General features: G+C 69.5%; 29 protein-coding genes. 15 read left to right on the forward strand and 14 right to left on the reverse strand.

The window, feature by feature from the left end:
• The first annotated feature begins 78 nt into the window (after nt 1–78).
• A complete protein-coding gene (hrpB, locus tag ACFOJE_RS00325; protein ID WP_377812231.1) occupies nt 79–2,616 on the forward strand; it encodes an ATP-dependent helicase HrpB in 2,538 nt (845 codons plus the stop codon).
• Nucleotides 2,617–2,623: 7 nt separating this feature from the next.
• On the opposite strand, the gene ACFOJE_RS00330 is transcribed toward hrpB, so the two are convergent.
• Nucleotides 2,624–3,286 (reverse strand): YciC family protein, encoded by a 663-nt coding sequence (locus tag ACFOJE_RS00330; protein WP_377812232.1) that lies wholly within the window; start codon nt 3,284–3,286, stop codon nt 2,624–2,626.
• 27 nt (nt 3,287–3,313) lie between these two features.
• Entirely contained in the window at nt 3,314–4,144 is an 831-nt protein-coding gene (locus tag ACFOJE_RS00335; RefSeq protein ID WP_377812233.1) for a substrate-binding periplasmic protein, read from the reverse strand.
• Nucleotides 4,145–4,273: 129 nt separating this feature from the next.
• On the opposite strand from ACFOJE_RS00335, the gene ACFOJE_RS00340 reads away from it, so the two are divergent.
• On the forward strand, nt 4,274–5,611 hold the full coding sequence (locus ACFOJE_RS00340) for a DEAD/DEAH box helicase (protein WP_377812234.1): 1,338 nt from the start codon (nt 4,274–4,276) through the stop codon (nt 5,609–5,611).
• Between the two features lie 32 nt (nt 5,612–5,643).
• On the opposite strand, the gene ACFOJE_RS00345 is transcribed toward ACFOJE_RS00340, so the two are convergent.
• From ACFOJE_RS00345 to ACFOJE_RS00355, 3 genes are read right to left on the reverse strand one after another with little or no spacing between them, the layout of a single operon-like run.
• Nucleotides 5,644–6,873: a TIGR03862 family flavoprotein gene (locus tag ACFOJE_RS00345; RefSeq protein ID WP_377812235.1), complete on the reverse strand. Its 1,230-nt coding sequence runs from the start codon at nt 6,871–6,873 to the stop codon at nt 5,644–5,646.
• A 59-nt stretch (nt 6,874–6,932) separates the two neighbouring features.
• Nucleotides 6,933–7,850 (reverse strand): histone deacetylase family protein, encoded by a 918-nt coding sequence (locus tag ACFOJE_RS00350; protein ID WP_377812236.1) that lies wholly within the window; start codon nt 7,848–7,850, stop codon nt 6,933–6,935.
• A gap of 52 nt (nt 7,851–7,902) precedes the next feature.
• Nucleotides 7,903–8,139: a hypothetical protein gene (locus ACFOJE_RS00355; RefSeq protein WP_377812237.1), complete on the reverse strand. Its 237-nt coding sequence runs from the start codon at nt 8,137–8,139 to the stop codon at nt 7,903–7,905.
• A 157-nt stretch (nt 8,140–8,296) separates the two neighbouring features.
• Between ACFOJE_RS00355 and ACFOJE_RS00360 the strand changes: the two genes are divergently transcribed.
• Both ACFOJE_RS00360 and bfr read left to right on the forward strand, forming a co-directional pair.
• Nucleotides 8,297–9,154 carry a PA4780 family RIO1-like protein kinase gene (locus tag ACFOJE_RS00360; protein ID WP_377812238.1) on the forward strand — a complete coding sequence of 286 codons (858 nt, stop codon included), beginning with the start codon at nt 8,297–8,299 and terminating at the stop codon, nt 9,152–9,154.
• 154 nt (nt 9,155–9,308) lie between these two features.
• On the forward strand, nt 9,309–9,773 hold the full coding sequence (gene bfr, locus ACFOJE_RS00365; protein ID WP_377812239.1) for a bacterioferritin: 465 nt from the start codon (nt 9,309–9,311) through the stop codon (nt 9,771–9,773).
• A gap of 70 nt (nt 9,774–9,843) precedes the next feature.
• Here the strand turns inward: bfr and cueR are convergent, their stop codons facing one another.
• Complete coding sequence (gene cueR, locus ACFOJE_RS00370) at nt 9,844–10,248, reverse strand: Cu(I)-responsive transcriptional regulator (RefSeq protein WP_377812240.1); 405 nt, start codon at nt 10,246–10,248, stop codon at nt 9,844–9,846.
• 93 nt (nt 10,249–10,341) lie between these two features.
• Between cueR and ACFOJE_RS00375 the strand changes: the two genes are divergently transcribed.
• The gene (locus ACFOJE_RS00375) at nt 10,342–10,539 is read left to right on the forward strand and encodes a cation transporter (protein WP_377812241.1); all 198 of its coding nucleotides are present in this window, start codon (nt 10,342–10,344) and stop codon (nt 10,537–10,539) included.
• Here the strand turns inward: ACFOJE_RS00375 and ACFOJE_RS00380 are convergent.
• Nucleotides 10,530–11,216 (reverse strand): TetR family transcriptional regulator, encoded by a 687-nt coding sequence (locus tag ACFOJE_RS00380; protein ID WP_377812242.1) that lies wholly within the window; start codon nt 11,214–11,216, stop codon nt 10,530–10,532. The genes ACFOJE_RS00375 and ACFOJE_RS00380 overlap by 10 nt on opposite strands.
• Before the next feature lie 183 nt (nt 11,217–11,399).
• Here ACFOJE_RS00380 and ACFOJE_RS00385 point away from each other — a divergent pair, with 183 nt between their 5' ends.
• Entirely contained in the window at nt 11,400–12,578 is a 1,179-nt protein-coding gene (locus ACFOJE_RS00385) for a Bcr/CflA family multidrug efflux MFS transporter (RefSeq protein WP_377812243.1), read from the forward strand.
• Nucleotides 12,579–12,603: 25 nt separating this feature from the next.
• Here the strand turns inward: ACFOJE_RS00385 and ACFOJE_RS00390 are convergent, their stop codons facing one another.
• Entirely contained in the window at nt 12,604–12,780 is a 177-nt protein-coding gene (locus tag ACFOJE_RS00390; RefSeq protein ID WP_377812244.1) for a hypothetical protein, read from the reverse strand.
• Between the two features lie 348 nt (nt 12,781–13,128).
• On the opposite strand from ACFOJE_RS00390, the gene ACFOJE_RS00395 reads away from it, so the two are divergent.
• Together ACFOJE_RS00395 and ACFOJE_RS00400 are read left to right on the forward strand one after the other, a co-directional pair.
• The gene (locus ACFOJE_RS00395; protein ID WP_377812245.1) at nt 13,129–13,398 is read left to right on the forward strand and encodes a PepSY domain-containing protein; all 270 of its coding nucleotides are present in this window, start codon (nt 13,129–13,131) and stop codon (nt 13,396–13,398) included.
• A gap of 3 nt (nt 13,399–13,401) precedes the next feature.
• Entirely contained in the window at nt 13,402–13,929 is a 528-nt protein-coding gene (locus ACFOJE_RS00400) for a cytochrome b/b6 domain-containing protein (protein WP_377812246.1), read from the forward strand.
• Nucleotides 13,930–14,260: 331 nt separating this feature from the next.
• On the opposite strand, the gene ACFOJE_RS00405 is transcribed toward ACFOJE_RS00400, so the two are convergent.
• Nucleotides 14,261–15,046, reverse strand: coding sequence for a phytanoyl-CoA dioxygenase family protein (locus ACFOJE_RS00405; protein WP_377812247.1), 786 nt, complete (start codon nt 15,044–15,046; stop codon nt 14,261–14,263).
• A 126-nt stretch (nt 15,047–15,172) separates the two neighbouring features.
• On the opposite strand from ACFOJE_RS00405, the gene ACFOJE_RS00410 reads away from it, so the two are divergent.
• From ACFOJE_RS00410 to ACFOJE_RS00430, 5 genes are all read left to right on the forward strand, one after another.
• Entirely contained in the window at nt 15,173–15,556 is a 384-nt protein-coding gene (locus ACFOJE_RS00410) for a VOC family protein (RefSeq protein WP_377812248.1), read from the forward strand.
• A gap of 55 nt (nt 15,557–15,611) precedes the next feature.
• On the forward strand, nt 15,612–16,475 hold the full coding sequence (locus ACFOJE_RS00415) for an alpha/beta hydrolase (RefSeq protein ID WP_377812249.1): 864 nt from the start codon (nt 15,612–15,614) through the stop codon (nt 16,473–16,475).
• A gap of 53 nt (nt 16,476–16,528) precedes the next feature.
• Complete coding sequence (locus ACFOJE_RS00420; RefSeq protein WP_377812250.1) at nt 16,529–17,188, forward strand: glutathione S-transferase family protein; 660 nt, start codon at nt 16,529–16,531, stop codon at nt 17,186–17,188.
• A gap of 7 nt (nt 17,189–17,195) precedes the next feature.
• Nucleotides 17,196–17,999: a DUF4892 domain-containing protein gene (locus ACFOJE_RS00425; protein ID WP_377812251.1), complete on the forward strand. Its 804-nt coding sequence runs from the start codon at nt 17,196–17,198 to the stop codon at nt 17,997–17,999.
• A gap of 122 nt (nt 18,000–18,121) precedes the next feature.
• On the forward strand, nt 18,122–19,201 hold the full coding sequence (locus ACFOJE_RS00430; RefSeq protein ID WP_377812252.1) for an AI-2E family transporter: 1,080 nt from the start codon (nt 18,122–18,124) through the stop codon (nt 19,199–19,201).
• 4 nt (nt 19,202–19,205) lie between these two features.
• Here ACFOJE_RS00430 and ACFOJE_RS00435 read toward each other — a convergent pair whose 3' ends face one another.
• On the reverse strand, nt 19,206–20,210 hold the full coding sequence (locus ACFOJE_RS00435; protein WP_377812253.1) for a patatin-like phospholipase family protein: 1,005 nt from the start codon (nt 20,208–20,210) through the stop codon (nt 19,206–19,208).
• 113 nt (nt 20,211–20,323) lie between these two features.
• Between ACFOJE_RS00435 and selD the strand changes: the two genes are divergently transcribed.
• Nucleotides 20,324–21,358, forward strand: coding sequence for a selenide, water dikinase SelD (selD, locus tag ACFOJE_RS00440; protein ID WP_377812254.1), 1,035 nt, complete (start codon nt 20,324–20,326; stop codon nt 21,356–21,358).
• Nucleotides 21,358–22,470: a tRNA 2-selenouridine(34) synthase MnmH gene (gene mnmH / locus ACFOJE_RS00445; RefSeq protein WP_377812255.1), complete on the forward strand. Its 1,113-nt coding sequence runs from the start codon at nt 21,358–21,360 to the stop codon at nt 22,468–22,470. Before selD ends, mnmH begins: the two co-directional genes overlap by 1 nt.
• A gap of 38 nt (nt 22,471–22,508) precedes the next feature.
• Here mnmH and ACFOJE_RS00450 read toward each other — a convergent pair whose 3' ends face one another.
• The 4 genes from ACFOJE_RS00450 to ACFOJE_RS00465 all read right to left on the reverse strand — a co-directional run bounded on the left by ACFOJE_RS00450 (nt 22,509) and on the right by ACFOJE_RS00465 (nt 25,527).
• Nucleotides 22,509–23,708 (reverse strand): glycosyltransferase family 4 protein, encoded by a 1,200-nt coding sequence (locus ACFOJE_RS00450; protein WP_377812256.1) that lies wholly within the window; start codon nt 23,706–23,708, stop codon nt 22,509–22,511.
• Nucleotides 23,709–23,919: 211 nt separating this feature from the next.
• A complete protein-coding gene (gene cysZ, locus ACFOJE_RS00455) occupies nt 23,920–24,666 on the reverse strand; it encodes a sulfate transporter CysZ (protein ID WP_377812257.1) in 747 nt (248 codons plus the stop codon).
• Between the two features lie 220 nt (nt 24,667–24,886).
• The gene (locus tag ACFOJE_RS00460; RefSeq protein WP_377812258.1) at nt 24,887–25,237 is read right to left on the reverse strand and encodes a HopJ type III effector protein; all 351 of its coding nucleotides are present in this window, start codon (nt 25,235–25,237) and stop codon (nt 24,887–24,889) included.
• Complete coding sequence (locus ACFOJE_RS00465; RefSeq protein ID WP_377812259.1) at nt 25,234–25,527, reverse strand: DUF1244 domain-containing protein; 294 nt, start codon at nt 25,525–25,527, stop codon at nt 25,234–25,236. Before ACFOJE_RS00465 ends, ACFOJE_RS00460 begins: the two co-directional genes overlap by 4 nt.
• Nucleotides 25,528–25,601: the final 74 nt, after the last annotated feature.

Genomic DNA, 25,601 nt, shown 5'->3' on the forward strand with positions numbered 1-25,601 from the left:
CTATACCAAGGCCTTCGCTGCCGTGCCGCGGCGGCGTCTGCCGCGCCTTATAATCGCCGGCCTGCCGTGGAGTGCCCGATGAATCCGCTACCCATAGACGCCGTCCTGCCCGCCCTGCGAGAGGCCCTGTCCCTGCACCACGAAGCCGTGCTCGAGGCTCCGCCCGGCGCCGGCAAGACCACCCGCGTGCCACTGGCCCTGCTCGACGAGCCCTGGCTGGCCGGGCAGCGCATCCTGATGCTCGAGCCGCGCCGGCTGGCCGCGCGGGCTGCCGCCGAGCGCCTGGCCGCCGAGCTGGGCGAGGCGGTCGGCGAGACGGTCGGCTACCGCATCCGCCTGGACAGCCGGGTCGGCCCGCGCACCCGTATCGAGGTGGTCACCGAGGGCATCCTCACCCGCCGCCTGCAGGACGACCCGGCGCTGGAGGGCGTCGGCCTGGTGATCTTCGACGAGTTCCACGAGCGCAGCCTGGACGCCGACCTGGCCCTGGCGCTGACCTTGAACGGCCGCGCCCTGCTGCGCGACACGCCGCTCAAGGTGCTGCCGATGTCCGCCACCCTGGAGGGCGAGCGGCTGGCCGCGCTGCTGGACGATGCGCCGGTGGTGCGCAGCGAGGGGCGCATGTTCCCGGTGGAGATCCGTTGGGGGCGGCCCTATCAGCCCGGCGAGCGAATCGAGCCGCGGGTGCTCGCCACGGTGCTGCAGGCGCTCGATGAGGAGTCCGGCAGCCTGCTGGTGTTCCTCCCCGGCCAGGCGGAGATCCGCCGCCTGCACGAGCAGCTGTCCGAGGCGCTGGCCGGACGCGCCGACGTCCTGCTCTGCCCGCTGCACGGCGAACTGGAGCTGGCTGCCCAGCGCGCCGCCATCGAGCCGGCCCCGGCCGGTATGCGCAAGGTGGTGCTGGCCACCAACATCGCCGAGACCAGCCTGACCATCGACGGCGTGCGGGTGGTGATCGACGCGGGACTGGCGCGGGTGCCGCGCTTCGATCCCGGCAGCGGCATGACCCGCCTGGACACCCAGCGCATCTCCCGCGCCTCGGCGACCCAGCGCGCCGGCCGCGCCGGGCGCCTGGAGCCGGGCGTCTGCTACCGGTTGTGGTCGCAGGCCCAGCACGAGCAGCTGGCCGCCCACGACAGCCCGGAGATCCTCGCGGCCGATCTCGCCGGGCTGGCCCTGCAGCTGGCGCGTTGGGGCGTCACGCCGGCCGAACTCGCCTGGCTCGATGCGCCGCCGGCGGCCGCCTACGCCCAGGCCCGCGACCTGCTGGCCCGGCTCGGTGCGCTCAATGCCAACGGCAGCCTCAGCGCCCATGGACAGGCCATGGCCGGGCTGCCGGCGCATCCGCGCATCGCCCATCTGCTGCTGCGTGGCCAGACGTTGGGCCTCGGCGCGCTGGCCTGCGACGTCGCCGCGCTGCTCGGCGAGCGCGACATCCTGCGCGGACCTGACGCCGGCGCCGACCTGCACAGCCGGCTGGTCCTGCTGAGCGGCGCGGAAAGGGCCGGGCGCGGCGCCCAGCGGAGTGCCGCCCAAGGCGGCGTGCAGCGCGCCCGGCAGCTGGCCCGGCAGTACCGCGGCCTGCTGCCGAAGGCGGCGCAGGAGCGCGTTGGCGATCCGGACGATCCGCGCTGGCTCGGCGCGCTGCTGGCCTTCGCCTATCCGGATCGGGTCGCCCGCCAGCGCCGCCCCGGCGGCGGCGAGTACCGCCTGGCCAACGGCCGCGCCGCGCTGTTCGCCGAGCCCGATGCGCTGATTAAGCACGAATGGCTGGTGATCGCCGACCTGGGCAGCCGCCAGGGCCAGCGCGAGGAGCGCATCTACCTGGCCGTCGAGCTCGATCCGGTGCTGTTCGACGGGGTGCTGGCCGAGCAGGTGACGGTGCGCGACGAACTGGAGTGGGACGAGCGCGAGGGCGCGCTGCGCGCCGAGCGCCAGCGGCGGGTCGGCGAGCTGGTGCTGGAGCGCCAGGCGCTGCCGGGGCTGGACGAGGCGGCGCGCGGTCGGGCGCTGGTCGCCCTGGTGCGGCGCAAGGGCCTGGAGCTGCTGCCCTGGACGCCCGAGCTGCGCCAGTGGCAGGCGCGGGTGGCGCTGCTGCGTCGTCTGGATCTGGCGGAAAAGGACGCCAGCGACTGGCCGGACGTCTCCGACGCGGCCCTGCTGGCGGGCCTGGAGGACTGGCTGGCGCCGTACCTCGGGCGGGTTTCGCGGCTCAGCCATTTCGCCGCGCTGGATCTGCCCGGCATCCTCGCCGCGCTGCTGCCCTGGCCGCTGCCGCCGCGCCTGGACGAACTGGCGCCGGTCGCCGTCGCCGTGCCCTCCGGTTCGCGCATCCGCCTGGACTACGCCGAGGAGCCGCCGGTGCTCGCCGTGCGCCTGCAGGAGCTGTTCGGACTGGCCGAGACGCCGCGCATCGCCGGCGGCCGGCTGGGGGTCAAGCTGCACCTGCTGTCGCCGGCGCGCCGGCCGGTGCAGGTGACCCAGGACCTGGCGAGCTTCTGGGCCAACACCTACGCCGAGGTGAAGAAGGACCTCAAGGGCCGCTATCCCAAGCACTACTGGCCGGACGACCCGCTGGTCGCCGAGCCCACCGCCCGGGCCAAGCCGCGCAAGTAGGCCCCGGCTACTGCGGCTCCGGCGCGGCTTCGCGCAGCATGAACAGGCGGAACACGGTCACCGTGCCGAACAGCTGCAGGAAGCTGCTGGCGGCATCCAGCAGCAGGTTCGCGAGCAGCTCCGGGTGCTCGCCGAGCCGTTCGTGCAGCCAGCCGTCGAGCAGCCAGAACGGCAGCGTCACCACCAGCACGCAGAGCAGGATCGGCAGGAAATGCCCGCGGCTCAGGCGGAAGCTCTCCTTGACCGCCTCCAGCGGAGCCTGCCCGCGCAGCACCAGCAGGTAGTCGGCGAAGGCCAGCTTGACCATCACCCAGATCCCCGGCAGCAGCATCAGCGAGGCGCCGAGCATCACCAGCAGGGTGCTCAGCCCGGTCAGCAGCGCCAGCCGCGGCCACAGGCGCAGGGACTGGGCCAGCAGGTCGCCGTCGCGTGTCGGCAAACCGCGGCTGCGGGCGTCGAGATAGAGGATCAGCGCGCCGTTGTAGAGCGGGTAGAACAGCAGGCCGAGCAGGACCTCCTGCAACGGCTCGCTCGAGGTGCCGCGCCAGCGTTCGAAGCCGAGCATGGCCAGGCTTTCCAGGCAGATCAGCGGCAGGCAGAGCCGGGCGATGGCGCCGAGATGGCGGATGTAGAAGTTCCAGGCGTCGCGCAGGATGGAGAGTGGATTCATCGGCAGGTTTCGGGCGGGCTGGGGGCGTCACTGTAGCCCATCGGCCGGCTCGTGGGCGAGCGGCGGCGGCCGCAGCTGGTCGAGCCCGGCCTCGCGCAACACCGCCTGCTCGATCCGCTTCAGATCGCCGTTGCGCTGCATGCGCTGCAGCACCTGCTCCAGCGGCTGCACCAGATCGGCGTGACGCCGGTTGAGCAGGTGATGCATCTGGTAACGCTCCAGTGCCGGCCCCACCGGACGGATGTTCCGCAGGTCGTCGCGCCGGCGCAGCACCAGCATCGCCGAGTAGTACTCCTCCACATGGACGTCGACGCGCCCGGCGGCCAACTTCACCAGGCCGTTCTCCACGCCGTTGGAGGCGGAGTTCCGCGGGTTGCCCTTCAGCCGCAGCGCCGGGCCGACCTTGCCGTGCTCGTAGCCCACCTTGTAGGGCGCCAGGCTCTCCCAGTCGCGCACCTCGAGGGGCCGGGTGGCGAAGGCCACCACATCGGCGTGCCACAGCGGCGGATCGATGCGGATCAGCTCGCCGGCCAGGTCGCCGGTCTGATCGGCGGTCTGCCGCGAGCGGCACAGTTCGCCATCGATGTGGCCCTCGCGGGCTTCCAGCAGGGAGCGGGCGGACGGGCTGAGGTGCACCTGGATGCGGATTCCCAGTTGGCCATAGGCTTCGCGCAGCACCCGTTCGCAGATGCGCACCAGGGGCGTGGAGGTATCCTGGAAGGAACCGAAGGTCAGCAGGCCGTCCGTGCGGGCCGGCTGGGCGGCGGCGGGCAGCGCGCACAGGAGACAGAGCCAGAAGGCCCCGAGGCGGGAGGCCAGGCACGGGTGGCGGCGAAGAGGAGCGTGGACTGCGGACATGGTCGCTCTGCCTGGGATATCCGGAAAGTGTAGCGGGGCCGGGGAGAGGGCGCCGGCCCGCAGCTTTCCCGGCAAGGGGCGAGGCTTCCGGGTACACTGGCGCCCCGTTTTTTCCTGCCGGTTGCCGCCATGACCTTCGCCTCCCTGGGCCTGATCGAACCGCTGTTGCGGACCCTGGAAACCCTCGACTACCGCACCCCGACGCCGGTGCAGAGCCAGGCGATTCCCGCCGTGCTCAAGGGCCGCGACCTGATGGCGGCGGCGCAGACCGGCACCGGCAAGACCGCCGGCTTCGCCCTGCCGCTGTTGCAGCGTCTGACCCTGGAAGGCCCCAAGGTGGCGGGCAACTCGGTGCGCGCCCTGGTGCTGGTGCCGACCCGCGAACTGGCCGAGCAGGTGCACGAGAGCTTCCGCACCTACGGCAGGGATCTGCCGCTGCGCACCTACGCGGTGTACGGCGGGGTGAGCATCAACCCGCAGATGATGGCCCTGCGCAAGGGCATCGACGTGCTGGTGGCCACCCCCGGGCGGCTGCTCGACCTGTACCGGCAGAACGCGGTGCGTTTCGAGCAGCTGCAGGCGCTGGTGCTGGACGAGGCCGACCGCATGCTCGACCTGGGGTTCGCCCGTGAGCTGGACGAGCTGTTCTGCGCCCTGCCGAAGAAGCGCCAGACCCTGCTGTTCTCCGCCACCTTCTCCGACGCCATCCGCCAGATGGCCGGGGAGCTGCTGCGTGATCCGCTATCGGTCGAGGTCAGCCCGCGCAACGCTGCGGCGAAGACGGTGAAGCAGTGGCTGATCCCGGTGGACAAGAAGCGCAAGGCCGAGCTGTTTCTGCACCTGCTGGCGGAGCGGCGCTGGGGGCAGCTGCTGGTGTTCGCCAAGACCCGCAAGGGCGTCGACCAACTGGTCGACGAGCTGCAGGCCCAGGGCGTCGCCGCCGACTCGATCCACGGCGACAAGCCCCAGCCGGCGCGTTTGCGCGCCCTGGAGCGGTTCAAGGCCGGCGAGGTGATGATCCTGGTGGCCACCGACGTGGCGGCGCGCGGGCTGGACATCCAGGACCTGCCGCTGGTGGTCAACCTGGATCTGCCGATCGTCGCCGAGGACTACGTGCACCGCATCGGCCGTACCGGCCGGGCCGGGGCCAGCGGCGAAGCGGTCTCGCTGGTCTGCGCCGACGAGGTCGAGCAGCTGGCGGCCATCGAGACGCTGACCGGCCAGCTGTTGCCGCGCCGCGAGGAGCCGGGCTTCAGCCCCGATCACCGGGTGCCGCAGACCGCCCTCGGCGGCGCCGTGCTGAAGAAGCCGAAGAAGCCCAAGCAGAAGGCCGTCCCCGGCGCGTCTAGCAAGGGCAAGATCCATCTGGGCAACTGGTTCGATGCCAGCGAGAAGCCGGCCGCCAAGGCGGTGCGCAAGGTGCCGAGCCTGTCGGCGCCGCGCCCGGCGAAGAAGAAAAAGCCCTGAGCGCCCTTGGCAGGTAGTTTTTCAACGGCCTGCTAGCGGCCCAGCCAGCGCAGCATCCCCTGCGCCGCGGCGCGGCCGCTGGCGAAGCAGGCGGTGAGCAGGTAGCCGCCGGTGGGCGCCTCCCAGTCGAGCATCTCGCCGGCGCAGAACACTCCGGGCAGGCCGCGCAGCATCAGGTTGTCGTCCAGCGCCGCGAAGGTCACGCCGCCGGCGCTGCTGATCGCCTCGTCCAGCGGCCGCGGGCGGACCAGCGCCAACGGTAGCGCCTTGATCCGCGCCGCCAGGCGCTGCGGCTCGGCGAAGTCTTCCCGGGACGTCAGCTCGCGCAGCAGGGCGGCCTTGGCGCCGTCGATGCCCAACTGGCCGCTCAGGTGCTTGGCCATGGAGCGCGAGCCGCGCGGCTTGGCCAGGGCCTTTTCGATCTTCTCCGGCGCATGCTGCGGCAGCAGGTCGATGAACAGGGTGGCCGCGCCTTCGGCATCGATCCGCTCGCGAATCGTTGCGGACAACGCATAGACCAGGCTGCCCTCGACGCCGCCGGCGGTCAGCACGAACTCGCCGACCCGGGGCGGCAGCCCTTCCAGAGCCAGGGCCACGTTCTTCAGCGGCGCGCCGGCGAACTTCTCGCGCAGGTGTTCGCTCCAGCCGGCCACGTCGAAGCCGCAGTTGGCCGGCTGCAGCGGGGCGACGCTCACGCCGCGCGCGGCCAGCAACGGCACCCAGGCGCCGTCCGAGCCCAGCTTCGCCCAGCTGCCGCCGCCCAGGGCGAGCAGCGTGGCGTCGGCTGGCACGCTGCGCTCGCCCTCCGGCGTATCCAGCCGCAATTCGCCGACTGGGCTCCAGCCCAGCCAACGGTGGCGGGTGTGGATGGCCACGCCGGCTTCGCGCAGGCGCTTGAGCCAGGCGCGCAGCAGAGGCGCGGCTTTCATGTCGGTGGGGAAGACCCGGCCGGAGGTGCCGACGAAGGTGTCGATGCCCAGGTCGTGAATCCACTGGCGCAGCTCGTCGGCGCCGAAGCCCTCCAGCAGCCGCCCGATCTCACCGCGTCTGGCGCCGTAGCGGGAGAGGAAGGGCTCGCGCGGCTCGGAGTGGGTGATGTTCATCCCGCCGACCCCGGCCAGCAGGAACTTGCGGCCCACCGACGGCATGCGCTCGTACAGGTCGACGCGCAGCCCGGCCCGGCTCAGCACCTCGGCGGCCATCAGACCGGCGGGGCCGCCGCCGACGATGGCGACCGAAGGGGAAGAGGGGGCGGCAGACATGGCGGCTCCGGGCAGGCAAGAGGGAGGGGCGCGCATTCTACCCTGTCGGGACGGCCGAGTTAGCCCTGCAGCTCCTGCCAGAGCCGGGCTGCGCTGTGGTGGAGGATGCCGTGGCGGCGGGCCAGCGCGGCCCGGTCCCTGTCGTAGCCGCCGCCGATCAGGCCGACCACCGGGATGTCCCGTTCCAGGCAGTGGCGCAACACGGCCTGGTCGCGGGCGGCGAGGCCGGCGTCGGTCAGCGCCAGGTAGCCGAGGGCGTCGTCCCGGTGCACGTCGACGCCGGCGTCGTAGAGCACGATGTCCGGCTGATAGAGTGGCAACAGGTAGTTCAGGGTGTCGTCGACCACCTTCAGGTAGTCGGCGTCGCCCGTGCCGCGGGGCAGGCCGATGTCCCAGTCGCTTTTGGCCTTGTGCGCCGGGAAGTTCTGCTCGCAGTGCAGGGACACGGTGACCGCGTCCGCCACCTCTTCGAGGATGCGCGCGGTGCCGTCGCCCTGGTGCACGTCGCAGTCGAAGATCAGCACCCGCCCGACGCGGCCGCTTTCCAGCAGGTAGCGGGCGATCACCGCCAGGTCGTTGAAGATGCAGAAGCCCGAGGCATGATCGTAGTGAGCGTGGTGGGTGCCGCCGGCCAGGTGGCAGGCCAGGCCGTGCGAGAGGGCCAGCTCAGCGGCCAGCAGCGAGCCGCCCACCGCCAGCAGGGTGCGCCGGGCCAGGGCCGGCGACCAGGGCAGGCCGAGGCGGCGCAGCTCTTCGCGGCTCATGTCGCCGCTGCAGTAGCGCTCGATGTAACCGCGCTCGTGCGCCAGGGCGAGGATATCCGCCGGGCAGGGCTGCGGGCGGTGCAGGAGCTCGTCGCGGGTCAGGCCGACGTCGACCAGGTGGTCGCGCAGCAGACGGAACTTCTCCATGGGGAAGCGGTGGCCGGGCGGCAGCGGCGGGCTATAGTCGTCGTGGTAGACCAGCGGCAGGGGCATGGCGGGACTCGCGAGGCGGGGGCCGGAGTATGGCGGCCGGCCGCGACCGGACTCAAGCCGACTCGATGCGGATGTCGCTGACCCCGAGTTCGTCCGTGCGGCTCGCCAGGCTCGGCCGGGTGGGCGTCTCCCAGGGCGCGTCCTCGGCGATCTGCAGCTCGGGGATGTGCTTGAGCAGGACCCGCAGGCGCGCCTGGTCCAGGGTCGGCGGCTCGAAGCCTTCCATGTTCAGGGCGTCGGCTCTGCCGTTGATGCAGTAGCGGATGGTGTAATGCTTGAGAGTAGTCATAGGGTACTCCGGTCGGTACGTGTAACATTCGACCCTCTGTGCCATTTCCCTGTGCGGCGACTCATCGATTTTCCGGGCCTGGCGGGTCCATTGCCGTACAAGGGGCGCGTGCCCGCCGACCTAGCCATTGTAAAGAAAGGATTGCAGATTCACGCTGATGAAGACGCCAAAACGCATTGAGCCCCTGATCGAGGAAGGTCTGGTCGATGAAGTGCTGCGCCCGCTGATGAGCGGCAAGGAGGCGGCCGTGTACGTGGTGCGCTGCGGCGACGAGCTGCGCTGCGCCAAGGTCTACAAGGAGGCGAGCAAGCGCAGCTTCCGCCAGGCGATCGAGTACCAGGAGGGGCGCAAGGTCCGCAACAGCCGCGATGCCCGGGCCATGGCCAAGGGCTCGAAGTACGGCCGCCGCGAGCGCGAGGAAGCCTGGCAGAACGCCGAGGTCGCCGCGCTGTTCCGCCTGGCCAACGCCGGCGTGCGGGTGCCCAAGCCCTACGATTTCCTCGACGGCGTGCTGCTCATGGAGATGATCGACGACGGCGAGGGCAATGCTGCGCCGCGCCTCAACGACGTCGAGCTGCACCCGGACGACGCCCGGGAATTCCACGCCTTCATGATCCGAGAGATCGTCAAGATGCTCTGCGCCGGCCTGGTGCACGGCGACCTCTCGGAATTCAACGTGCTGCTCGGCCCGGAGGGGCCGGTGATCATCGACCTGCCGCAAGCGGTGGATGCCGCGGGCAACAACCATGCGTTCCGCCTGCTCGAGCGCGACGTGTGCAACATGGCCGAGTACTTCGGCCAGTTCGCCCCGGAGCTGCGCTATACCCGCTACGCCAAGGAGATGTGGGCCCTCTACGAAGCGGGGGAGCTGACCCCGGACAGCGTCCTGACCGGCCAGTTCGCCGAACCCGAGGATGCCGCCGACATCGAGTCGGTGATGCGCGAGATCAAGGCCGCCCTGGCCGATCAGGAGCGGCGCGAGGCGGCGCAACGAACCGAGGACGAATCTGTCTGAGGCGAGTCGACGCCGCCCTGGCTGCGCGTCTGACCTGGGAAGCTGGCGGCGGGCGATCTATGCTGAGGAGAAGCCCGGCGCGCCGCCACTCTTGACCGCGCAGCCTGCATCCTAGAGGCTTATCGCACTTTTCAAGTGGTTTAATGGGGGAGATATGCAGGGCCAGACGCCAGTCATCGACTATTTCAAGGAACTGCTGCGCGGCGAGCTGGCCGCGCGCGATCAGTACTTCCTGCATTCGCGGATGTACGCCGATTGGGGCTTGACCAAGCTCTACGAACGCATCAGCCACGAAATGGCCGAGGAAACCGAGCACGCCGATGCGCTGCTGCAGCGCATCCTGTTCCTCGAAGGCACCCCGGACATGACGCCCGAGCCGATCAACCCCGGCAGGACGGTGCCGGAGATGCTGCGCAACGACCTGGCCGTCGAGTACCGGGTGCGCGAGGCGCTGGCCAAGGGCGTCGCCCTCTGCGAGCAGCACGGCGACTACGTCAGCCGCAACATCCTCGTCGCCCAGATCGAGGACACCGAGGAAGACCACGCCTACTGGCTGGAGCAGCAGCTCGGCCTGATCGACCGCATCGGTCTGCAGAACTACCTGCAATCGCAGATGTGAGTTTCCGGGGTCGGTTCCGTCCGCCCGAGCCGGCGCGGCGGATGGAACCGTTCCTGCACCTTCTCCTTTCTCAGCCCCCGCAGCAGCCGCCCGCCTCCAGCTCCCGCAGGATCGGACAGTCCGGGCGGTCGTCGCCCTGGCAGTGGCCGACCAGCTCCTGCAGGGTGTCGCGCAGGCTGACGAGCTCCTCGATCTTGCGTTCCAGGGTCTCCAGGTGGGCCGCCGCCAGCGCTTTCACGTCGGCGCTGGCGCGCTGGCGGTTCTGCCAGAGGTCGAGCAGCCGGCCGACTTCCTCCAGGGAGAATCCCAGATCCCGCGAGCGCTTGATGAAGGCCAGGCGCTGCAGGTCGGCCGCGCCGTAATGGCGATAGCCGTTGTCGCCGCGCTCGGCCGGGGCGAGCAGCCCGATGGCTTCGTAATGGCGGATCATCTTGGCCGACAGGCCGCTGTGTTTCGCTGCTTGGCCGATGTTCATGCTGGTGTTTCCGACGTGGATCAGTCCCCGGTGCCCTTGACTTTGCCATGGTGGCAAGCTCGACACTAGGCTCAGTTACAGAGGAGAACTGCGATGCAGACGTTTCAGGTGAAGGGCATGACTTGCGGGCATTGCGCCAAGGCGATCACCCGGGCCGTGCAGGAGTTGGATGCGGCGGCCGAGGTCGAGGTCGACCTGGCCAGGGGCGAGGTGCAGGTGGCCAGCCAGCTACCGGCGGAGCGCCTGATGGAGGCGATCCGCGAGGAGGGCTACGAGGTGGCTCAGGGCTGAGCCGAGGGCTGTCCGCACTGGTCCGATGCGGTCGCAGAGTCGATCAGCGCGGGCCGTTCTGCCGGGGACCAGTCGCGGATCAGGCCGCAGAACAGCGTGTCGATCATCACCGGCGCGTCGGTCAGCGGATCGAACAGGTCGGGATCGCGCAGCACGTCACTGAGCATGCCGACCAGGGTGGCGTGCAGCGTGCGCGCCGCCAGGCGGGGGCTGAGGCCGGGGCGCAGGCGCTCCCGCTCGCGCTCGAACAGCGCCTGGCAGAGGTCGATGAACTGGTCGATGTAGGCCGTGCTGCGTTCTTCCGCGTAGCGCAGCTCCTCGGTGAACTCGCAGCGCCGCAGGAGGATGGTCATGATGTTGCGCTTCTGCGGGTTGCCGGCCAGGTTGGCCATGGCCTCGATGCACAGATCGCGCAGCTCCCGCAGCGGGTTGGCCCCCGCCGAGCCGCTCAGGCGCTGGGCTAGCCGCTCAGGCGGCAGGCGGATCTGGCCGAGCATCTCGTTGAACAGGTGGGCCTTGTTCTCGAAGTGCCAGTAGACCGCTCCCCGGGTCACGCCGCCGGCACGGGCGATCTGCTCGAGGCTGGTATGGGAGACGCCATGCTGCAGGAACAGTCGTTCCGCAGCGGCGAGGATGGCGAGGCGGGTCTTCTCGGCATCTTCCTTGGTTCGACGCATGGCGGAGTTCTGGCTCGGTTCGTGGGGATTTGCAGTTTACTCGAATCTGCCGATTTACAAACAGGGTCGTAGGTAAGAGCATAGTCGCAGAGGGCGTCGCAGCGCTCTCCCGCCCGTACCCCTGTGCGTTCCCCCTGAACCAGGATGTGCCGTGCCCCTCCGGGGCGCGGAGGAGCCCCAATCGTGAACCTGTCCCTGCTGCTGATTCTCGGCGCCCTTTCCGCCTTCGGCCCCCTGGCCATCGATTTCTACCTGCCGAGCTTTCCGGCCCTGGCCCAGGCCTTCGCCACCGACGTCGAGCATGTCCAGTTGTCCCTGGCGGCCTATTTCGTCGGCATGTCCATCGGCCAGCTGGTCTACGGGCCGCTGGCAGACAGCTTCGGCCGGCGCTGGCCGCTGATCTTCGGGGTCGCCCTGTTCAGTCTGGCCTCGCTCGGCTGCGCCCTGGTCGGCAGCCTGGAGCAACTGGTCCTGATGCGTTTCGTCCAGGCCCTGGGCGGCTGCGCCGGGATGGTGATTTCCCGGGCGGTGGTGCGCGATCTCTGCGACGCGCAGGCGGCGGCCAGGGTCTTCTCCCAACTGATGCTGGTGATGGGGCTGGCGCCCATCCTCGCCCCGCTCGCCGGCGGGCTGCTGCTGAGTCAGTTCGGCTGGCCGTCGATCTTCTACTGCCTGACGCTGTTCGGGGCGCTGTCCGGTCTGGCGGTGGCCCTGCGCCTGCCGGAAACCCTGGCCCAAGATGCGCCGCGGCCGCCGTTGTCCGGCAGCCTGCGGCGCTACGGCGGATTGTTGCGCGACCGGGAGTTTCTGGCCTTCAGCCTGTCCGGCGGCGTGGCCATGTCCGGCATGTTCGCCTACATCGCCGGCTCGCCGTTCATCTTCATCGAGCTGTACGGCGTTCCGGCGGAGCATTACGGCTGGTTCTTCGGCGGCAATGCGGCCGGCTTCATCCTGTTCGCCCAGCTCAATGCCCGTCTGGTGGGACGCCACGGACCGGGATTCTGGCTGCGCCGCATGGTCTGGCTGCATGCCGCCAGTGCGCTCGTGCTGCTGCTGGTGGCTGCGTCCCGCCCGGCGTCCCTGTGGCCGCTGCTGCTGCCGCTGTTCGTCTACGTCGCCAGCCTCGGCGCGGTCATTCCCAATGCGTCGGCCTGTGCGATGGCGGGGCAGGGGCGGCAGGCGGGGAGCGCGTCGGCGCTGATGGGGAGCACGCAGTTCAGTCTCGCCGCCCTGGCCTCGGCCATGGTCGGCGTTCTGCACGACGGCAGCGCGATTCCCATGGCGCTGGTGATGAGCCTCTGCGGGCTGGGCGCTGCCGTGCTGGCCTGGTACAGCGGTCAGGTGGACAACTCCGGACGCTGACGAGGCCGGGGCGTCGGCGACCGGCTCAGCTACCGGCGTACTGCTGGGAGGTGGGCCAGGGATGTGGCGCCTTCAGCCGGGTTTCCAAGGTGTTGACGAACTGGCGGGCTTCGTTCTCGCTACGGAAGGTCACCGCGACCTTGCCGAACTGCACCTGCCAGTGGCCCAGGGGACTGCTGATCGGTCGTACGTTGACTTGCATGTTTCCCTCCCGTGATGGCTCCGACGGCTGCCGCCTGCGGATCGCAGAACCGCACGACACCCGGATGCGCTCGAAGCCGGTGGCATGAGCAGGTTGTTATGCCAACCACTTCGAAGAATTCTGGCTGCATGAAGTGTAAGTGCCGGCGTGTCCTTGGCAATAGACGCAAGTCAATTATGTGTCCGCATAATGGCAGAGTGATGGCGCAAGCGGGTCGTCGGAAATCGAACCGTTCGTCGGCTGCGGTGCTGCGATGGGGCCACTTAAGCTTGATTTAACTTTCGTGGTGCAAGGTTGGGACTCGCAACAGCGATTTCCGCAATACCAATCGACAACGAGGGATTCCCCATGCGCAAACTGATCCTGCTGTGCCTTGCCGTCGCCAGCCCCCTGGCTCTCGCCGCCACTCCCGAGTGCACCAAGGCCGACAAGGCCCAGTGGCAAGACCAGGGCAAGTTCCAGGAGCAGCTCAAGTCCGAGGGTTATCAGATCAAGACCTTCAAGGTCACCAAGGGCAACTGCTACGAGATCTACGGGCACGACAAGGACAACCGCAAGGTCGAGATCTACTACGACCCGGTGAGCGGCAAGCCGGTCAAGGAAAAGGTCCAGAAGTAAGCCATGGTCGTCGAAACCCTGCGCCTGTGGGATCCGCTGGTGCGGCTGTTCCACTGGTCGCTGGCCGGCGTCTTCATCGCCAACTACTTCCTCAACGAGCCGGGCGAGTCCTGGCACGTCTGGTTGGGATACTACGCGCTGGCCTGGATTCCCGTGCGGGTGCTGTGGGGCTTCGTCGGCTCGCCGGCGGCGCGCTGGTCGGATTTCTGGCCGACCCGCGCGCGCCTCGCCGAACACCTGCGGGCGCTGATCGCCTGGCGCCCCTATCACCGCCTCGGGCATTCGCCGGTCGGTGCCCTGGTGATGATCCTGATGATGCTGTGCATGTTCGCCCTCGGGGTGAGCGGCTTCATGATGGACCGGATCGACTACTTCTGGGGCGTGGACTGGGTCGAGGACCTGCACGGGCTCGTCGCCGACGCCCTGCTGGTGCTGGTTTGCCTGCACCTGCTGGCGGCGCTGGTGGAAAGCGTCCGCCTGCACGAGAACCTGCCGCTGTCGATGATCACCGGTCGGCGGCGCAAGCTGTAGGCGCCAGGGACTTGCGGCGGTTGGCGATTTTTTGTGCAGGTCGCCGCAGCCTGCATGGATTCTGTTTCCCGACAGAGCATCCCGACGTTGTCCACAGGGTTGTCCCCGCGCTGTGTTGAAAAGCGGGGAAAGTCAGCAAAAACCGCGGCGGCGCTCCGGAAAACCTGTCCGAGCGGTGAAATTTCCTCTGCAATCAGGGCCTTGTTCCCCGTCTCCGGGACGATCGTTCAAAAAATGAACGATCCTTGGCAGGCCAGAGGCCATCGCGATCCCAGCGAGGCATCCCAAAGTTATGCACAATTCGGCTCACAGAGTTTGTGAGTAAGCACGCTCAGTCATATTCCGCCGCTTCGTGCTCGCCCAGCAGCCGGCGCTGGCGCGGCGTGCACGCCGCCAGCACCTCGGGGTTGAAGCGCCAGTGGAGGTACGGCGAGAACTTCTGCGCCACCATCCGCCGGCCGTAATGCACCTGCAGCAGATAGCGGACCTGGTCGGTCGTGCGGTTGCGGCTGCCGGCGTGCCAGAGTTCGCTGCGAAAGAACAGCACGTCGCCGGCCCGGCACAGCACCGGCTCGGCCGCGCGGCCCTGCCAGCGGGTCTCGCCCTCGGCGGGCCGGCGGCCGGCGCGGTGGCTGCCGGGGATGACCAGGGTCGGGCAGAGGTCCTCGTCGATGTCGTCCAGGTACAGATGCGCGGTGCAGATCTGCATGGGCAGGACGAAAGCCGGGTCGGCCAGCAGCTCCGGGGGCAGCTCCATCACCAGGTAGTCCAGGTGCAGGTCGGCGCCGATGAAGCCGGGATGGCTGCGCCAGGCGGTCTGGCCGATCACGTGGCAGTCGTCGCCGAGGGCGGCCTCGGCCAGTTCGATGACGCCGGGCGGGTCGAGGTAGGGCAGCCACAGGGGATCGCGGTTGAACACGCATTTGTAGTGATCGACCAGCCCGGTGTAGTCCCAGTGCTCCGGCTGGAGCCGGTCGATGGCCGTGCGCAGCCGGGCGATCCGCTGCGAGTCCAGTACGCCGGGGAGCAGCATGAAGCCCTGCTCGTGCATGGCCCGCAGGCGCGTCGCGGTGAGTTCCGGGGCGGGGCTGGCGTCGTTCATCGTTGCGTGTCCCATGATGGCGCATCCCTAGTGTAGTCAGATGGCCACGCTGCCCGCCGCGGGGCCGATCCGTTATGCTGCGGACGCCTGTCGCCGACGGGGCGGCACGCGCATGGTCCATCATTCAAGGAGCAGAAACAGATGATCGGTTACATCACCCTGGGCACCAACGACCTGGAGCGGGCGGCAGCGTTCTACGACCAGATCCTGGCCGAGATCGGCGCGGAGCGGGTCTTCGAGCTGCCGCGGATGATCGGCTGGGGCACCAGGCCGGGCAAGCTCAGCCTCGCCCTCATCAAGCCCTACGACGGCCAGCCGGCGACCCCGGGCAACGGCACCATGGTCGCGCTGGCGGCGGAAAACCCGCAGCAGGTCCAGGCCGTGCACGCCAAGGCCCTGGCCCTGGGGGGCAAGGACGAGGGCCCGGTAGGGCCGCGCGAGGCGGTTCCGGGGTTCTACGCCGGCTACTTCCGCGATCTGGATGGCAACAAGCTGGCCGTTTACTGCATCACCAAGGCGGCCTGAGCGAACGAGGTGCTCGTCGCCTCCCCATGACATGTCCACAGGTCCGGGATGGCCCATGACCCTGCACTGCGAAGAAGTTCGTCTCAACCTGCCGCACATCGAACTCGCCGCCCATCTCTACGGGCCGCCGGACGGCCGGCCGGTGCTGGCCCTGCACGGCTGGCTGGACAACGCCATGAGCTTCGCCCGCCTGGCGCCGCGCCTGTCGGGGCTGCGCATCGTCGCGCTGGATTTCGCCGGCCACGGCTATTCCGGGCATCGTCCGGCCGGCGCCGGCTACCAGTTGTGGGACAACGCCTTCGATGTGCTGCAGGTCGCCGAGCAGCTCGGCTGGCAGCGGTTTTCCCTGATCGGCCACTCCCTGGGCGCCATCGTCGCGGTGATGCTGGCCGGCGCCGTGCCGGAGCGGATCGAGCGGCTGGCGCTGATCGACGGCCTGCTGCCGCTCACCCGCGCCGCGGAAGAGGCCCCGGCCCAGCTGGGCTCGGCGCTGCGCGAGCAGCTGAAACTGCCGAACAAGCGCAAGCCGGTCTACGAGGACATCGAGCGCGCCGTGCAGGCACGCATGCAGGGCGCGACCAAGGTGAGCCGCGAGTCCGCCGAACTGCTCGCCGAGCGCGGGCTGATGCCGGTTCCCGGCGGTTACACTTGGCGCGCCGACAGCCGCCTGCGGCTGCCCTCGGCGTTGCGCCTTGACCAGGCCCAGGCCGAGTCCTTCGCCCGGGCGGTGGGTTGTCCGACCTGCCTGGTGCTGGCCCGCGAGGGGCTGCTGAGCGGCCGGCCCGGGGTGGAAGCGCTGCTCCGGGAGCTGCCCTGGAGTTGCCACGAGCTGCCCGGCGGGCACCACCTGCATCTGGACGACGAAGCCGGCGCTCGGGCGGTCGCCGACCGTTTCGCTCCGTTCTTCCGCGTGCCTTGACTTGCCCGGGCCGAGTGCCGATGGTTGAGCGACACGAGCCGAGGAGAACCACGATGATCGACCTGTACACCGCCGCCACGCCCAACGGGCACAAGATCTCCATCGCCCTGGAGGAACTCGCGCTGCCCTACGAGGTGCACGCGCTGTCCTTCGAGAAGAAGGAGCAGAAGTCGCCGGAGTTCCTCAGGATCAACCCCAACGGGCGGATTCCGGCCATCGTCGATCGCGACAACGGCGATTTCGCCGTGTTCGAGTCCGGCGCCATCCTCATCTATCTGGCGGAGAAGACCGGCCGGCTGATGCCCGCGGACGCCAAGGGCCGTTCGCTGGCGATCCAGTGGCTGATGTTCCAGATGGGCGGCGTCGGCCCGATGCAGGGGCAGGCCAACGTGTTCTTCCGCTATTTCCCGGAGAGGCTGCCGAGCGTCATCGACCGCTACCAGCACGAGACCCGCCGCCTGTACGAGGTGCTGGACGGCCGTCTGGGCGAGGCCGAGTACCTGGCCGGGGACTACGGCATCGCCGACATCGCCGCCTACCCCTGGGTGTCCCGCCACGACTGGTCGGGGGTTTCCGTGGACGGGCTGGAGAATCTGCAGCGCTGGCTGAAGGCCGTCGGCGAGCGGCCGGCGGTGCAGCGCGGGCTGCAGATTCCGCCGCGCGAGGAGAGCGCCCGTCAGCTCTCCGCCGCGCAGTCCATGCTGATTCGCTGAGCGCGGGATGCGCCTCCCGGTCCTCCTCGGCCTTCTTCTCTGCAGTGCCGCCCTCCCGGCCGCCGAGCCGCCGGGCAGCCACGACCTCGAGGGGCTGCCGCGCTTTCCCCGCGCCGAGATCGTCGAGTTCCGCCAGGCCAGCCAGGAGCGGGTCTATCCCCTCGGGTCGCTTCTGGAGATCGGCGGCCGCCTGCGCTACGAGGGCGAGGTGGCCGCCGAGGGCGCCCTGACGGCGTTGACCTACCGCCTGCCCGAAGAGCACGGCTCGACCGAGGCCTTCGAGCTGGCCCGCGCATCCCTGCTGGAGCAGGGCGCCGAGCTGCTGTTCTGGTGCCGGGGGCGCGATTGCGGATCGAGCAGCCTGTGGGCCAACGCGGTGTTCGGCGATGCCGGTCTGTACGGCCCGGACAGCCAGCAGGACTACGCCCTGCTGCGCCTGCCGGCGCCGCGCCGGGACAGCCTGCTGGCGCTGTACGGCATCACCCGCGGCAACCGCCGGGCCTACCTGCACGTGGAGCAGCTCGACGCCGGCGCTCCGCTCGGCGAGCTGCTGCCCACGCCGGGCACCCTGCTGGCCCAGCTGCGCGGCAGCGGCCGCCTGCTGCTGCCGGAGCTGGACGGCGAGCCGGACCCGACCTGGGCAGGCCTGTTGGCGCGCAGCCTCAAGCTGGACAGCACCCTGCGCGTCAGCCTGGCCGGGGCGCACGCCGAGGCCTGGCGCGCGGCCCTGGTGGCCGAGGGCGTGCGCGCCGCCCGGCTGGAGCTGGACGGGGACGAGATCGCCGGCCTGCGCCTGACCCTGCTGCGCTGAGCGTCACGCTTTCGCGAGCCGCACGATCGGGCGGCGGGAAGCGCTCAATTTTCGGCAGCTTGTGCGATGCGCTTGGCTCATACTGCGCAGATCAGCGGCTTGCAGTCTTTTGCCGGAGAAACATGGGATTCCAAATGCTCAACGATCGCCTGATGGTGCTGCTTCTCCTGCTGGCCCTGCTGGGGGCCAGCCTGTGGGTTCTGCTGCCGTTCGCCTCGGCGCTGTTCTGGGCGGCCGTGCTGGCCTTCGCCAGCTGGCCGCTGATGCGCATCCTGACCAACTGGCTGAACGGGCGGGAGTCGGTGGCGGCGGCGATTCTCACCGGCGGCTGGGTGCTGCTGGTCGCCGTGCCGCTGCTGCTGCTCGGCCTCAACATGGCCGATCACATCCGCGGCGCCACGGAGCTGATTAACACCATGCGCGTCGAGGGGCTGCCGCCGGCGCCCGGCTGGCTGGCCGGCGTGCCGCTGGTCGGCGAGAGCCTGGTGCGCCTGTGGAACAACCTGGACCAGCAGGGCAGCGCGCTCTTCACCACCATCCGTCCCTACCTGGGCGAGGTCGGCAACTGGCTGCTGGGACGCAGCGCCAAGATCGCCGGCGGTATCCTGGAGCTGGCCCTGAGCTTGGTGCTGGTGTTCTTCTTCTACCGCGACGGGCCGCGCCTGGCCGATTTCGTCGAGGGGCTGCTCGAGCGGCTGATCGGCGATCGCGCCCAGCACTATCTGGATTTGGTCGCCGCCACCGTCCAGCGCGTGGTCAACGGCGTGATCGGCACCGCGGTGGCCCAGGGCGCGCTGGCGCTGATCGGCTTCTGGATCGCCGGGGTGCCGGGGGCGCTGCCGCTCGGCCTGCTCACCGTGGTGTTCAGTCTGATCCCCATGGGGCCGCCGTTCGTCTGGATTCCCGCCACCGCCTGGCTGGTCTGGCAGGGCGAGTACGGTTATGCGGTGTTCCTCGGCATCTGGGGCACGTTCGGCATCAGCGGTGTGGACAACGTGCTCAAGCCCTACCTGATCAGCCGGGGCGGCAACCTGCCGCTGGTGGTCGTCCTGCTCGGGGTGTTCGGCGGGCTCTACGCCTTCGGCTTCATGGGCCTGTTCCTCGGCCCGACCCTGCTGGCGGTGGCCTACAGCCTGCTCAGCGGCTGGGTGAGCGAGGCGCGGACGTCGCGCAAGGCGAAGGAGCCGCACGGGGCCGAATAAGGGCTCAGTGCGCGCGCTCGTAGGCGTCCAGGGTGTCGCTGGCGATCTGCCGGCCGAGGCGGATCAGCGCCGGCGCCTTGTGGAACTCGAAGAAGCGGCAGGCCTGCTTGGGCACGTTGATCAGGATGTCCGGCGGGTAGCCGGCGATCTTGTACTGGGTCAGCGCGGTCTGCATCACCTCGAAGCTCTGGTTGACCAGATCGAGCAGGGTCGCCGGGCCCAGCAGGTCGACCACGGTCGAGCCGCTGGCCGAGGTCGGCGGGCTGTCCAGCTCGGCGGCCAGCGGCTCGTCCGCCAACGTGTCGAGCTGGCGTAGCGGCAGCGGTGCGCCTTCCTGCACCTCGGCCAGTTCCTCGACGCGGCGGCGGAAGGGCAGGCGCGAGCCGAGCGAGCCGAGCACCGCGTCGACCCGTCCCCTGAGCATCGGCGAGCGCTCCTGCGGCGGCAGGCGGTAGTGCTTGGGGTTGCTGGCGCCCAGATCGACCGCGACGATCAGGTCGCAGTGGCTGGAGACCACCGGCACGATCGGCAACGGGTTGAGCAGGCCGCCGTCGACCAGCATGTGCTGGCCCTTGGCGACTGGGGTGAACAGGCTGGGAATCGCCGCCGAGGCGCGCATCGCCTGGTGCAGGCAGCCTTCCTGGAACCAGATCTCCTGGTGGGTGGTCAGGTCGGTGGCCACCGCGGTGTAGGGGATCGGCAGATCCTCGATGTTCAGCTCGCCGACGATCTCGCGGATGCGGGCGAAGACCTTGTCGCCGCGGATGACGCCCATGCTGAAGCTGACGTCCATCAGGCGCAGCAGGCCCAAGTAGTCGAGCCCTTCGATCCACTGGCGGTATTCGTCGAGCTTGCCGGCGGCGTGGATGCCGCCGATCACCGCGCCCATCGAGCAGCCGGCGATGCAGCCGATCCGGTAGCCGCGGGCTTCCAGTTCCTCGATCACGCCGATGTGGGCGTAACCCCGGGCGCCCCCGGCGCCCAGTACCAATGCCACGCGCTTGCCCATGGCGTCCCTCCCCCTGCAAGTATCCCTCGATCCACCCGCGCCGCCGGCCACGGCGCGGGATGCGGCTTTGCTACAATCGCCGCCTGTTTTTCAGTCGCTCCCCGAGGATGACCATGAACGAGCCGATCCGCTTGACCCAGTACAGCCATGGCGCCGGCTGTGGCTGCAAGATTTCTCCCAAGGTGCTGGAGGTCATTCTAGCCGGCAGCGGCGCGCAGAACCTCGATCCCCGACTGTGGGTCGGCAACGCCTCGCGCGACGACGCCGCGGTCTACGCCATCGACGAGGAGCGCGGGGTGGTTTCCACCACCGATTTCTTCATGCCGATCGTCGACGATCCCTACGACTTCGGCCGCATCGCCGCCACCAACGCCATCAGCGACATCTACGCCATGGGCGGCGATCCGCTGATGGCCATCGCCATCTTAGGCTGGCCGATCAACGTGCTGCGGCCCGAGGTGGCCCGCGAGGTGGTGCGCGGCGGCCGCTCGGTGTGCGACGAGGCCGGCATTCCCCTGGCCGGCGGCCATTCCATCGATGCGCCGGAGCCGATCTTCGGCCTGGCCGTGACCGGCCTGGTGGACAAGCGCCATCTCAAGCGCAACGACACCGCCACCCTCGGCTGCCGGCTGTACCTGACCAAGCCGCTGGGCATCGGCATCCTCACCACGGCGGAGAAGAAGTCCAAACTGCGCGCCGAGGACGTAGGCCTGGCGCGCGACTGGATGTGCAAGCTGAACAAGCCGGGCAGCCGCTTCGGCAAGCTCGCCGGGGTCAAGGCGATGACCGACGTCACCGGCTTCGGCCTGCTCGGCCACCTGGTCGAGATGGCCGACGGCAGCGGGCTCAGCGCCGAGATCGACTTCTCCGCGGTGCCGCGCCTGCCCGGCGTCGAGCACTACCTGGAGCAGGGCTGCGTCCCTGGCGGCACCCTGCGCAACTTCGACAGCTACGGCGAGCGCATCGCGCCGCTGCCGGAGCTGTGCAAGCTGCTGCTCTGCGATCCGCAGACCAGCGGCGGGCTGCTGGTCGCGGTCAGCCCGGAAGGCGAGGGCGAGTTCCTCGCCGTGGCCGCCGAGCTGGGCCTGGATCTCGCGCCGATCGGCCGTCTGGTCGAGCGACAGAACTACGCGGTAGAGGTGCTCTGATGCGTGCCGATACCGCCGACTACCGTCAACTCTTCCTCGACGACGTCCCGATGATGGATACCCGCGCCCCGGTGGAATTCACCAAGGGCGCCTTCCCCGGTGTGATCAACCTGCCGCTGATGAACGACAACGAGCGGCAGAAGGTCGGCACCTGCTACAAGCAGCATGGCCAGCAGGCGGCCATCGAGCTCGGCCACAAGCTGGTATCCGGCCGGATCAAGGCCGAGCGCATCCAGGCCTGGGCCGACTTCGCCCGCGCCCATCCCGACGGCTATCTGTACTGTTTCCGCGGCGGCCTGCGTTCGCAGATCGTCCAGCGCTGGTTGAAGGACGAGGCCGGCATTGACTACCCGCGGGTGGTGGGCGGCTACAAGGCGATGCGCACCTTCCTGCTGGAAAACCAGCAGCAGGCGGTGGAGCAGTGCGATTTCGTCCTGGTCGGCGGCCTGACCGGCACCGGCAAGACCGAGGTGATCGCCGCTCTGGGCAACAGCCTCGACCTGGAAGGCCTCGCCAACCACCGCGGCTCCAGCTTCGGCAAGCGCGCCACGCCGCAGCCGGCGCAGATCGACTTCGAGAACCGGCTGTCCATCGAGCTCCTGAAGAAGCGTGCGGCCGGCATCGAGCAGTTCGTCCTGGAGGACGAGAGCCGCCTGATCGGCAGCTGCTCGCTGCCGCTGGAGCTGCACCAGGGCATGCAACAGTTCCCGCTGGTCTGGCTGGAAGACAGCTTCGAGGGCCGGGTCGAGCGCATCCTGCGCGACTACGTGATCGACCTCAGCGCCGAGTTCGTCGCCGCCCACGGCCAGGAGGCCGGTTTCCCGGCCTTCACCGCCCGCCTCCAGCAGAGCCTGGCGAACATCGTCAAACGCCTGGGGGGAGAGCGCTATCAGCGCCTGGCGGCGATCATGGACGCGGCGCTGGCCGAGCAGGAGGCCAGTGGCCGAGTCGACCTGCACCGCGGCTGGATCGAGGGGCTGCTGCGCGAATACTACGACCCCATGTACGCCTACCAGCGCGAGAGCAAGGCCGAGCGCATCGAGTTCGCCGGCGAGCAGGCGGCGGTGCTCGAGTACCTGCGCGAGCGGGCGCGGCGCGAGGTGGCGGCCTAACCGCCGGCGAGGCGGGCGTGCCGCCTGCCTCGCTCCTCCTATCCTGCGATCTTGCTGCCCGGGCCGATGCCGGGGTGCCCGTCGGTCCGCTCGGGAAGGCGGCGCTGGGCGTTTCTCAGGTGTTGCTCGAACAGTTGCACGACACCGTCCCAGCCCTGATGGCTGGCGTGCTGCCGGGCATTCAGGCGGACCCGGCGCAGGTTCTCGTCCTCCTCCAGCAGCCAGATCGCCGCCTGCTGGAAGCCGTGCTCGTCGCCGGGCATGGCCAGGGCGCCGTTGTGCCCGTGGCGGATGTGCTGGGCCGCCGCCGCCTGGTCGTAGGCGACCACGCCGAGGCCGGCGGCGAGGGCTTCCAGAACCACGTTGCCGAAGGTCTCCGAGAGGCTGGGGAAGAGGAACAGGTCGCCGCAGGCGTAATGCGCGGCCAGCGCCTCGTCCCGCTGCATGCCGCAGAACAGCGCGTCCGGCCATTGCTTCTGCAGGCTGGCGCGCAGCGGGCCGTCGCCGACCAGGACCAGCTTCATCCGGCGCTGCGGATAGGCCTCCTGCAGGGCGCGGAAGGTGCTGCCGAGCAGGGCCAGGTTCTTCTCCGGAGCCAGGCGACCGACGTGCAGGACCGCGATGTCGCCTTCCTCCAGGCCCCAGGCGGCGCGCAGTTCGTCCGAGCGCCGGGACGGGCGGAACAGCTGGCTGTCGACGCCGCGGGACAGCAGCTCCAGGCGCTCGAAACCGCGACGGACCAGCTCGACCTGCTGGCCGGGGCTGGGTACCAGGGTCAGTTGGGTGTGGTTGTGGAACCAGCGCAGGTAGCGGGTCAGCATCCGGCTCAGCAGACCGAAGCCATAGTGCCGGCTGTACTGCTGGAAGTTGGTGTGGAAGCCGCTGACCACCGGGATGCCCAGGCGCCGCGCGCAGCGCAGGGCGGAGAGGCCCAGCGGGCCTTCGGTGGCGATGTAGAGGACGTCCGGTCGGTCGTGCCGCCAGCGGCGCAGCAGTTTCTGCATGGACGACTGGCCCCATTGCAGGCCGGGGTAGCCGGGCAGCGGCCAGCCGCGGGTGAGCAGCAACTGGTCGTCCGGCTGGCTGTCCCGGTCGGCGCTCTGGCGCGGGCGGACCAGTTGCAGACGGTGGCCGCGCGCCTCCAGACCCGCGCAGAGGCGGCCCAGGGTGTTGGCGACACCGTTGATTTCCGGGGGGAAGGTTTCGCTGATCAGCGCGATGTGCAGGGAGGTGCTCATGGACGCAGTCTCCGTTGCGACTGTGTCAGGCCTGTGACCCCGCCATGACCTTCCGATGAATGAGCCGCTGGCCGCGCCCGCGCGCCGACGGGTGGCAGATCGCCGATGAATCGATACATCCCTGTACCCTCCTGGTTGCCGAGTCGTCCGCCATATCCATGACTCCCCGTCCGTGGGGATGTCGGCATTCTGGGGGGCGGTCACGCCCGGTTCAAGCCTGTGCCTGCTGTATCCCGCCTTCGCGCACCCAGAGCAGGGTGGCGCCCGCCACCGCCGCCGGCATGATCAGCAGGTTCAGTCCGGGGATCAGCAGCGCCGCGTAGGTGATGCCGCCGAAGCTCAGGCTGTGCCAGCGTCGCCCGCGCAGCCAGGCGAGCATCTCGTCCCAGCCGACCTTGTTGTTGTCCGCCGGGTAGTCGATGTACTGCACCGCCATCATCCACACGCCGAACAGGACCCAGAGGAAGGGTGCGACCAGGTTGGGTCCCGGGATGAAGGAGAGGATCAGCAGCCCCAGGGAGCGGGGCAGGAAATAGGTCAGCTTGCGCAGTTCGCGGCCGAAGGTGCGCGGCGCCAGGGCGAACAGTTCGCCCCAGCGGAAGGGCGGGAAGTGATCCTCGCCGCGCAGTACCACCTCCACCTTCTCCGCCAGCAGACCGTTGAGCGGCGCCGCCAGGGAGGTGCCCAGCAGGGTGAAGGTGAAGAACACGATCAGCACCACCAGCGTTACGAACAGGGGCCAGAGCAGGTACTCGAGAAAGCTCAGCCAGTCCGGCAGGCTGGGCATCAGGGCGTCGACCCAGATGCCGAACTGATGCATGGCCAGAGTGACCAGGGCGACGAACAGGACCAGGTTGACGGCCAGGGGCATGAGCACGAACCGCCGCAGACCGGGGCTGAGGACCAGCTTGAGGCCTTCACGCAGGTACTGGGGGCCGGATAGGACAGGCAGGGGCATGGGGTTCTCCGAAGTGAATCGGCCCCGACCTTACCGGCTTTGCCGCAGCGGAGAAAGCGCCGGGAGACCCTCCGATGGGGAGTCGGCGAGTTCGCCCAAGCGGACAACGACCGCTGCAGGGCGGCTGGGGAATTGGCCGGCGAGCACCGCCACGGTGATGCCCCTGCTCGACTGGCCTTGACGGCGCCGCTCCCGCACGGGGCGGCGCCGGCCGGTGGCGTCAGGCCTTGCGGGTCAGCGGCTGGCGCTCGAAGCGCACGCTGGCCAGGCCGCTGGCCATCAGCGCGCGGATGTTGCCGTGATCGGTGCCGTCCGGGTGGGCCAGCACGGCGCGGTAGTGCTCGCCGAAGGCCAGCAGGGCTTCCTCGACGCTGAAGCCTTCGAGCGTGGCCAGGCCGAGGGTCTTGCAGGAGCCCTCGTTCTGTCCGGCGGCGTTTTCCACCTCGCCGTTACGGAAGGCGCTGGGCTGGTAGTCGTAGTGCGCGGCGATGAACGCCAGGGTTTCGGCGAAGGTGTGCTCCTCGCGGCGCAGGCGGGCGCGGAAGTCCTTCAGATCGTTCGATTCGGTCATTGCTTGCTGCTCTTCTCGAAGGCGGCCTTCTGCTCGGGGCTGGCCTCTTTCTGGTATTTGCTTTTCCACTCGTCGTACGGCATGCCGTAGATCTCCTCGCGCGCCTGCTCCGGCGTCATCTCCACGCCGAGGTCGTCGGCGGCGGCCTTGAGCCATTTGGACAGACAGTTGCGGCAGAAGCCGGCGAGGTTCATCAGGTCGATATTCTGCACGTCCGGTCGGCTGCGCAGATGCTGGACCAGGCGGCGGAATGCGGCGGCCTCGAGTTCGACGCGTTGTTCTTCGGTCATGTTCGTATCTCGGCTGGCGGATCGGTTTACGCTGGAGCAGGCCGCGGCCCGGTGGGCCGGCGGCTGCCGGCGCG

This window comes from Azotobacter bryophylli, assembly GCF_042643485.1.
Lineage (GTDB): Bacteria > Pseudomonadota > Gammaproteobacteria > Pseudomonadales > Pseudomonadaceae > Azotobacter > Azotobacter bryophylli.

What these genes read in the sequence shown, in the direction of transcription:
- ACFOJE_RS00395 (WP_377812245.1), top strand. Translation starts at nt 13,129, where the DNA reads ATGCGCAAACTGATCCTGCTGTGCCTTGCCGTCGCCAGCCCCCTGGCT.
- ACFOJE_RS00410 (WP_377812248.1), top strand. Translation starts at nt 15,173, where the DNA reads ATGATCGGTTACATCACCCTGGGCACCAACGACCTGGAGCGGGCGGCA.
- ACFOJE_RS00400 (WP_377812246.1), top strand. Translation starts at nt 13,402, where the DNA reads ATGGTCGTCGAAACCCTGCGCCTGTGGGATCCGCTGGTGCGGCTGTTC.
- ACFOJE_RS00430 (WP_377812252.1), top strand. Translation starts at nt 18,122, where the DNA reads ATGGGATTCCAAATGCTCAACGATCGCCTGATGGTGCTGCTTCTCCTG.
- bfr (WP_377812239.1), top strand. Translation starts at nt 9,309, where the DNA reads ATGCAGGGCCAGACGCCAGTCATCGACTATTTCAAGGAACTGCTGCGC.
- ACFOJE_RS00335 (WP_377812233.1), bottom strand. Translation starts at nt 4,144, where the DNA reads ATGTCCGCAGTCCACGCTCCTCTTCGCCGCCACCCGTGCCTGGCCTCC.
- ACFOJE_RS00340 (WP_377812234.1), top strand. Translation starts at nt 4,274, where the DNA reads ATGACCTTCGCCTCCCTGGGCCTGATCGAACCGCTGTTGCGGACCCTG.
- ACFOJE_RS00350 (WP_377812236.1), bottom strand. Translation starts at nt 7,850, where the DNA reads ATGCCCCTGCCGCTGGTCTACCACGACGACTATAGCCCGCCGCTGCCG.
- ACFOJE_RS00465 (WP_377812259.1), bottom strand. Translation starts at nt 25,527, where the DNA reads ATGACCGAAGAACAACGCGTCGAACTCGAGGCCGCCGCATTCCGCCGC.
- cueR (WP_377812240.1), bottom strand. Translation starts at nt 10,248, where the DNA reads ATGAACATCGGCCAAGCAGCGAAACACAGCGGCCTGTCGGCCAAGATG.
- ACFOJE_RS00390 (WP_377812244.1), bottom strand. Translation starts at nt 12,780, where the DNA reads ATGCAAGTCAACGTACGACCGATCAGCAGTCCCCTGGGCCACTGGCAG.
- ACFOJE_RS00405 (WP_377812247.1), bottom strand. Translation starts at nt 15,046, where the DNA reads ATGGGACACGCAACGATGAACGACGCCAGCCCCGCCCCGGAACTCACC.
- ACFOJE_RS00345 (WP_377812235.1), bottom strand. Translation starts at nt 6,873, where the DNA reads ATGTCTGCCGCCCCCTCTTCCCCTTCGGTCGCCATCGTCGGCGGCGGC.
- ACFOJE_RS00330 (WP_377812232.1), bottom strand. Translation starts at nt 3,286, where the DNA reads ATGAATCCACTCTCCATCCTGCGCGACGCCTGGAACTTCTACATCCGC.
- selD (WP_377812254.1), top strand. Translation starts at nt 20,324, where the DNA reads ATGAACGAGCCGATCCGCTTGACCCAGTACAGCCATGGCGCCGGCTGT.
- ACFOJE_RS00450 (WP_377812256.1), bottom strand. Translation starts at nt 23,708, where the DNA reads ATGAGCACCTCCCTGCACATCGCGCTGATCAGCGAAACCTTCCCCCCG.
- ACFOJE_RS00355 (WP_377812237.1), bottom strand. Translation starts at nt 8,139, where the DNA reads ATGACTACTCTCAAGCATTACACCATCCGCTACTGCATCAACGGCAGA.
- ACFOJE_RS00380 (WP_377812242.1), bottom strand. Translation starts at nt 11,216, where the DNA reads ATGCGTCGAACCAAGGAAGATGCCGAGAAGACCCGCCTCGCCATCCTC.
- ACFOJE_RS00415 (WP_377812249.1), top strand. Translation starts at nt 15,612, where the DNA reads ATGACCCTGCACTGCGAAGAAGTTCGTCTCAACCTGCCGCACATCGAA.
- ACFOJE_RS00420 (WP_377812250.1), top strand. Translation starts at nt 16,529, where the DNA reads ATGATCGACCTGTACACCGCCGCCACGCCCAACGGGCACAAGATCTCC.
- mnmH (WP_377812255.1), top strand. Translation starts at nt 21,358, where the DNA reads ATGCGTGCCGATACCGCCGACTACCGTCAACTCTTCCTCGACGACGTC.
- ACFOJE_RS00435 (WP_377812253.1), bottom strand. Translation starts at nt 20,210, where the DNA reads ATGGGCAAGCGCGTGGCATTGGTACTGGGCGCCGGGGGCGCCCGGGGT.
- ACFOJE_RS00375 (WP_377812241.1), top strand. Translation starts at nt 10,342, where the DNA reads ATGCAGACGTTTCAGGTGAAGGGCATGACTTGCGGGCATTGCGCCAAG.
- ACFOJE_RS00460 (WP_377812258.1), bottom strand. Translation starts at nt 25,237, where the DNA reads ATGACCGAATCGAACGATCTGAAGGACTTCCGCGCCCGCCTGCGCCGC.
- ACFOJE_RS00425 (WP_377812251.1), top strand. Translation starts at nt 17,196, where the DNA reads ATGCGCCTCCCGGTCCTCCTCGGCCTTCTTCTCTGCAGTGCCGCCCTC.
- cysZ (WP_377812257.1), bottom strand. Translation starts at nt 24,666, where the DNA reads ATGCCCCTGCCTGTCCTATCCGGCCCCCAGTACCTGCGTGAAGGCCTC.
- hrpB (WP_377812231.1), top strand. Translation starts at nt 79, where the DNA reads ATGAATCCGCTACCCATAGACGCCGTCCTGCCCGCCCTGCGAGAGGCC.
- ACFOJE_RS00360 (WP_377812238.1), top strand. Translation starts at nt 8,297, where the DNA reads ATGAAGACGCCAAAACGCATTGAGCCCCTGATCGAGGAAGGTCTGGTC.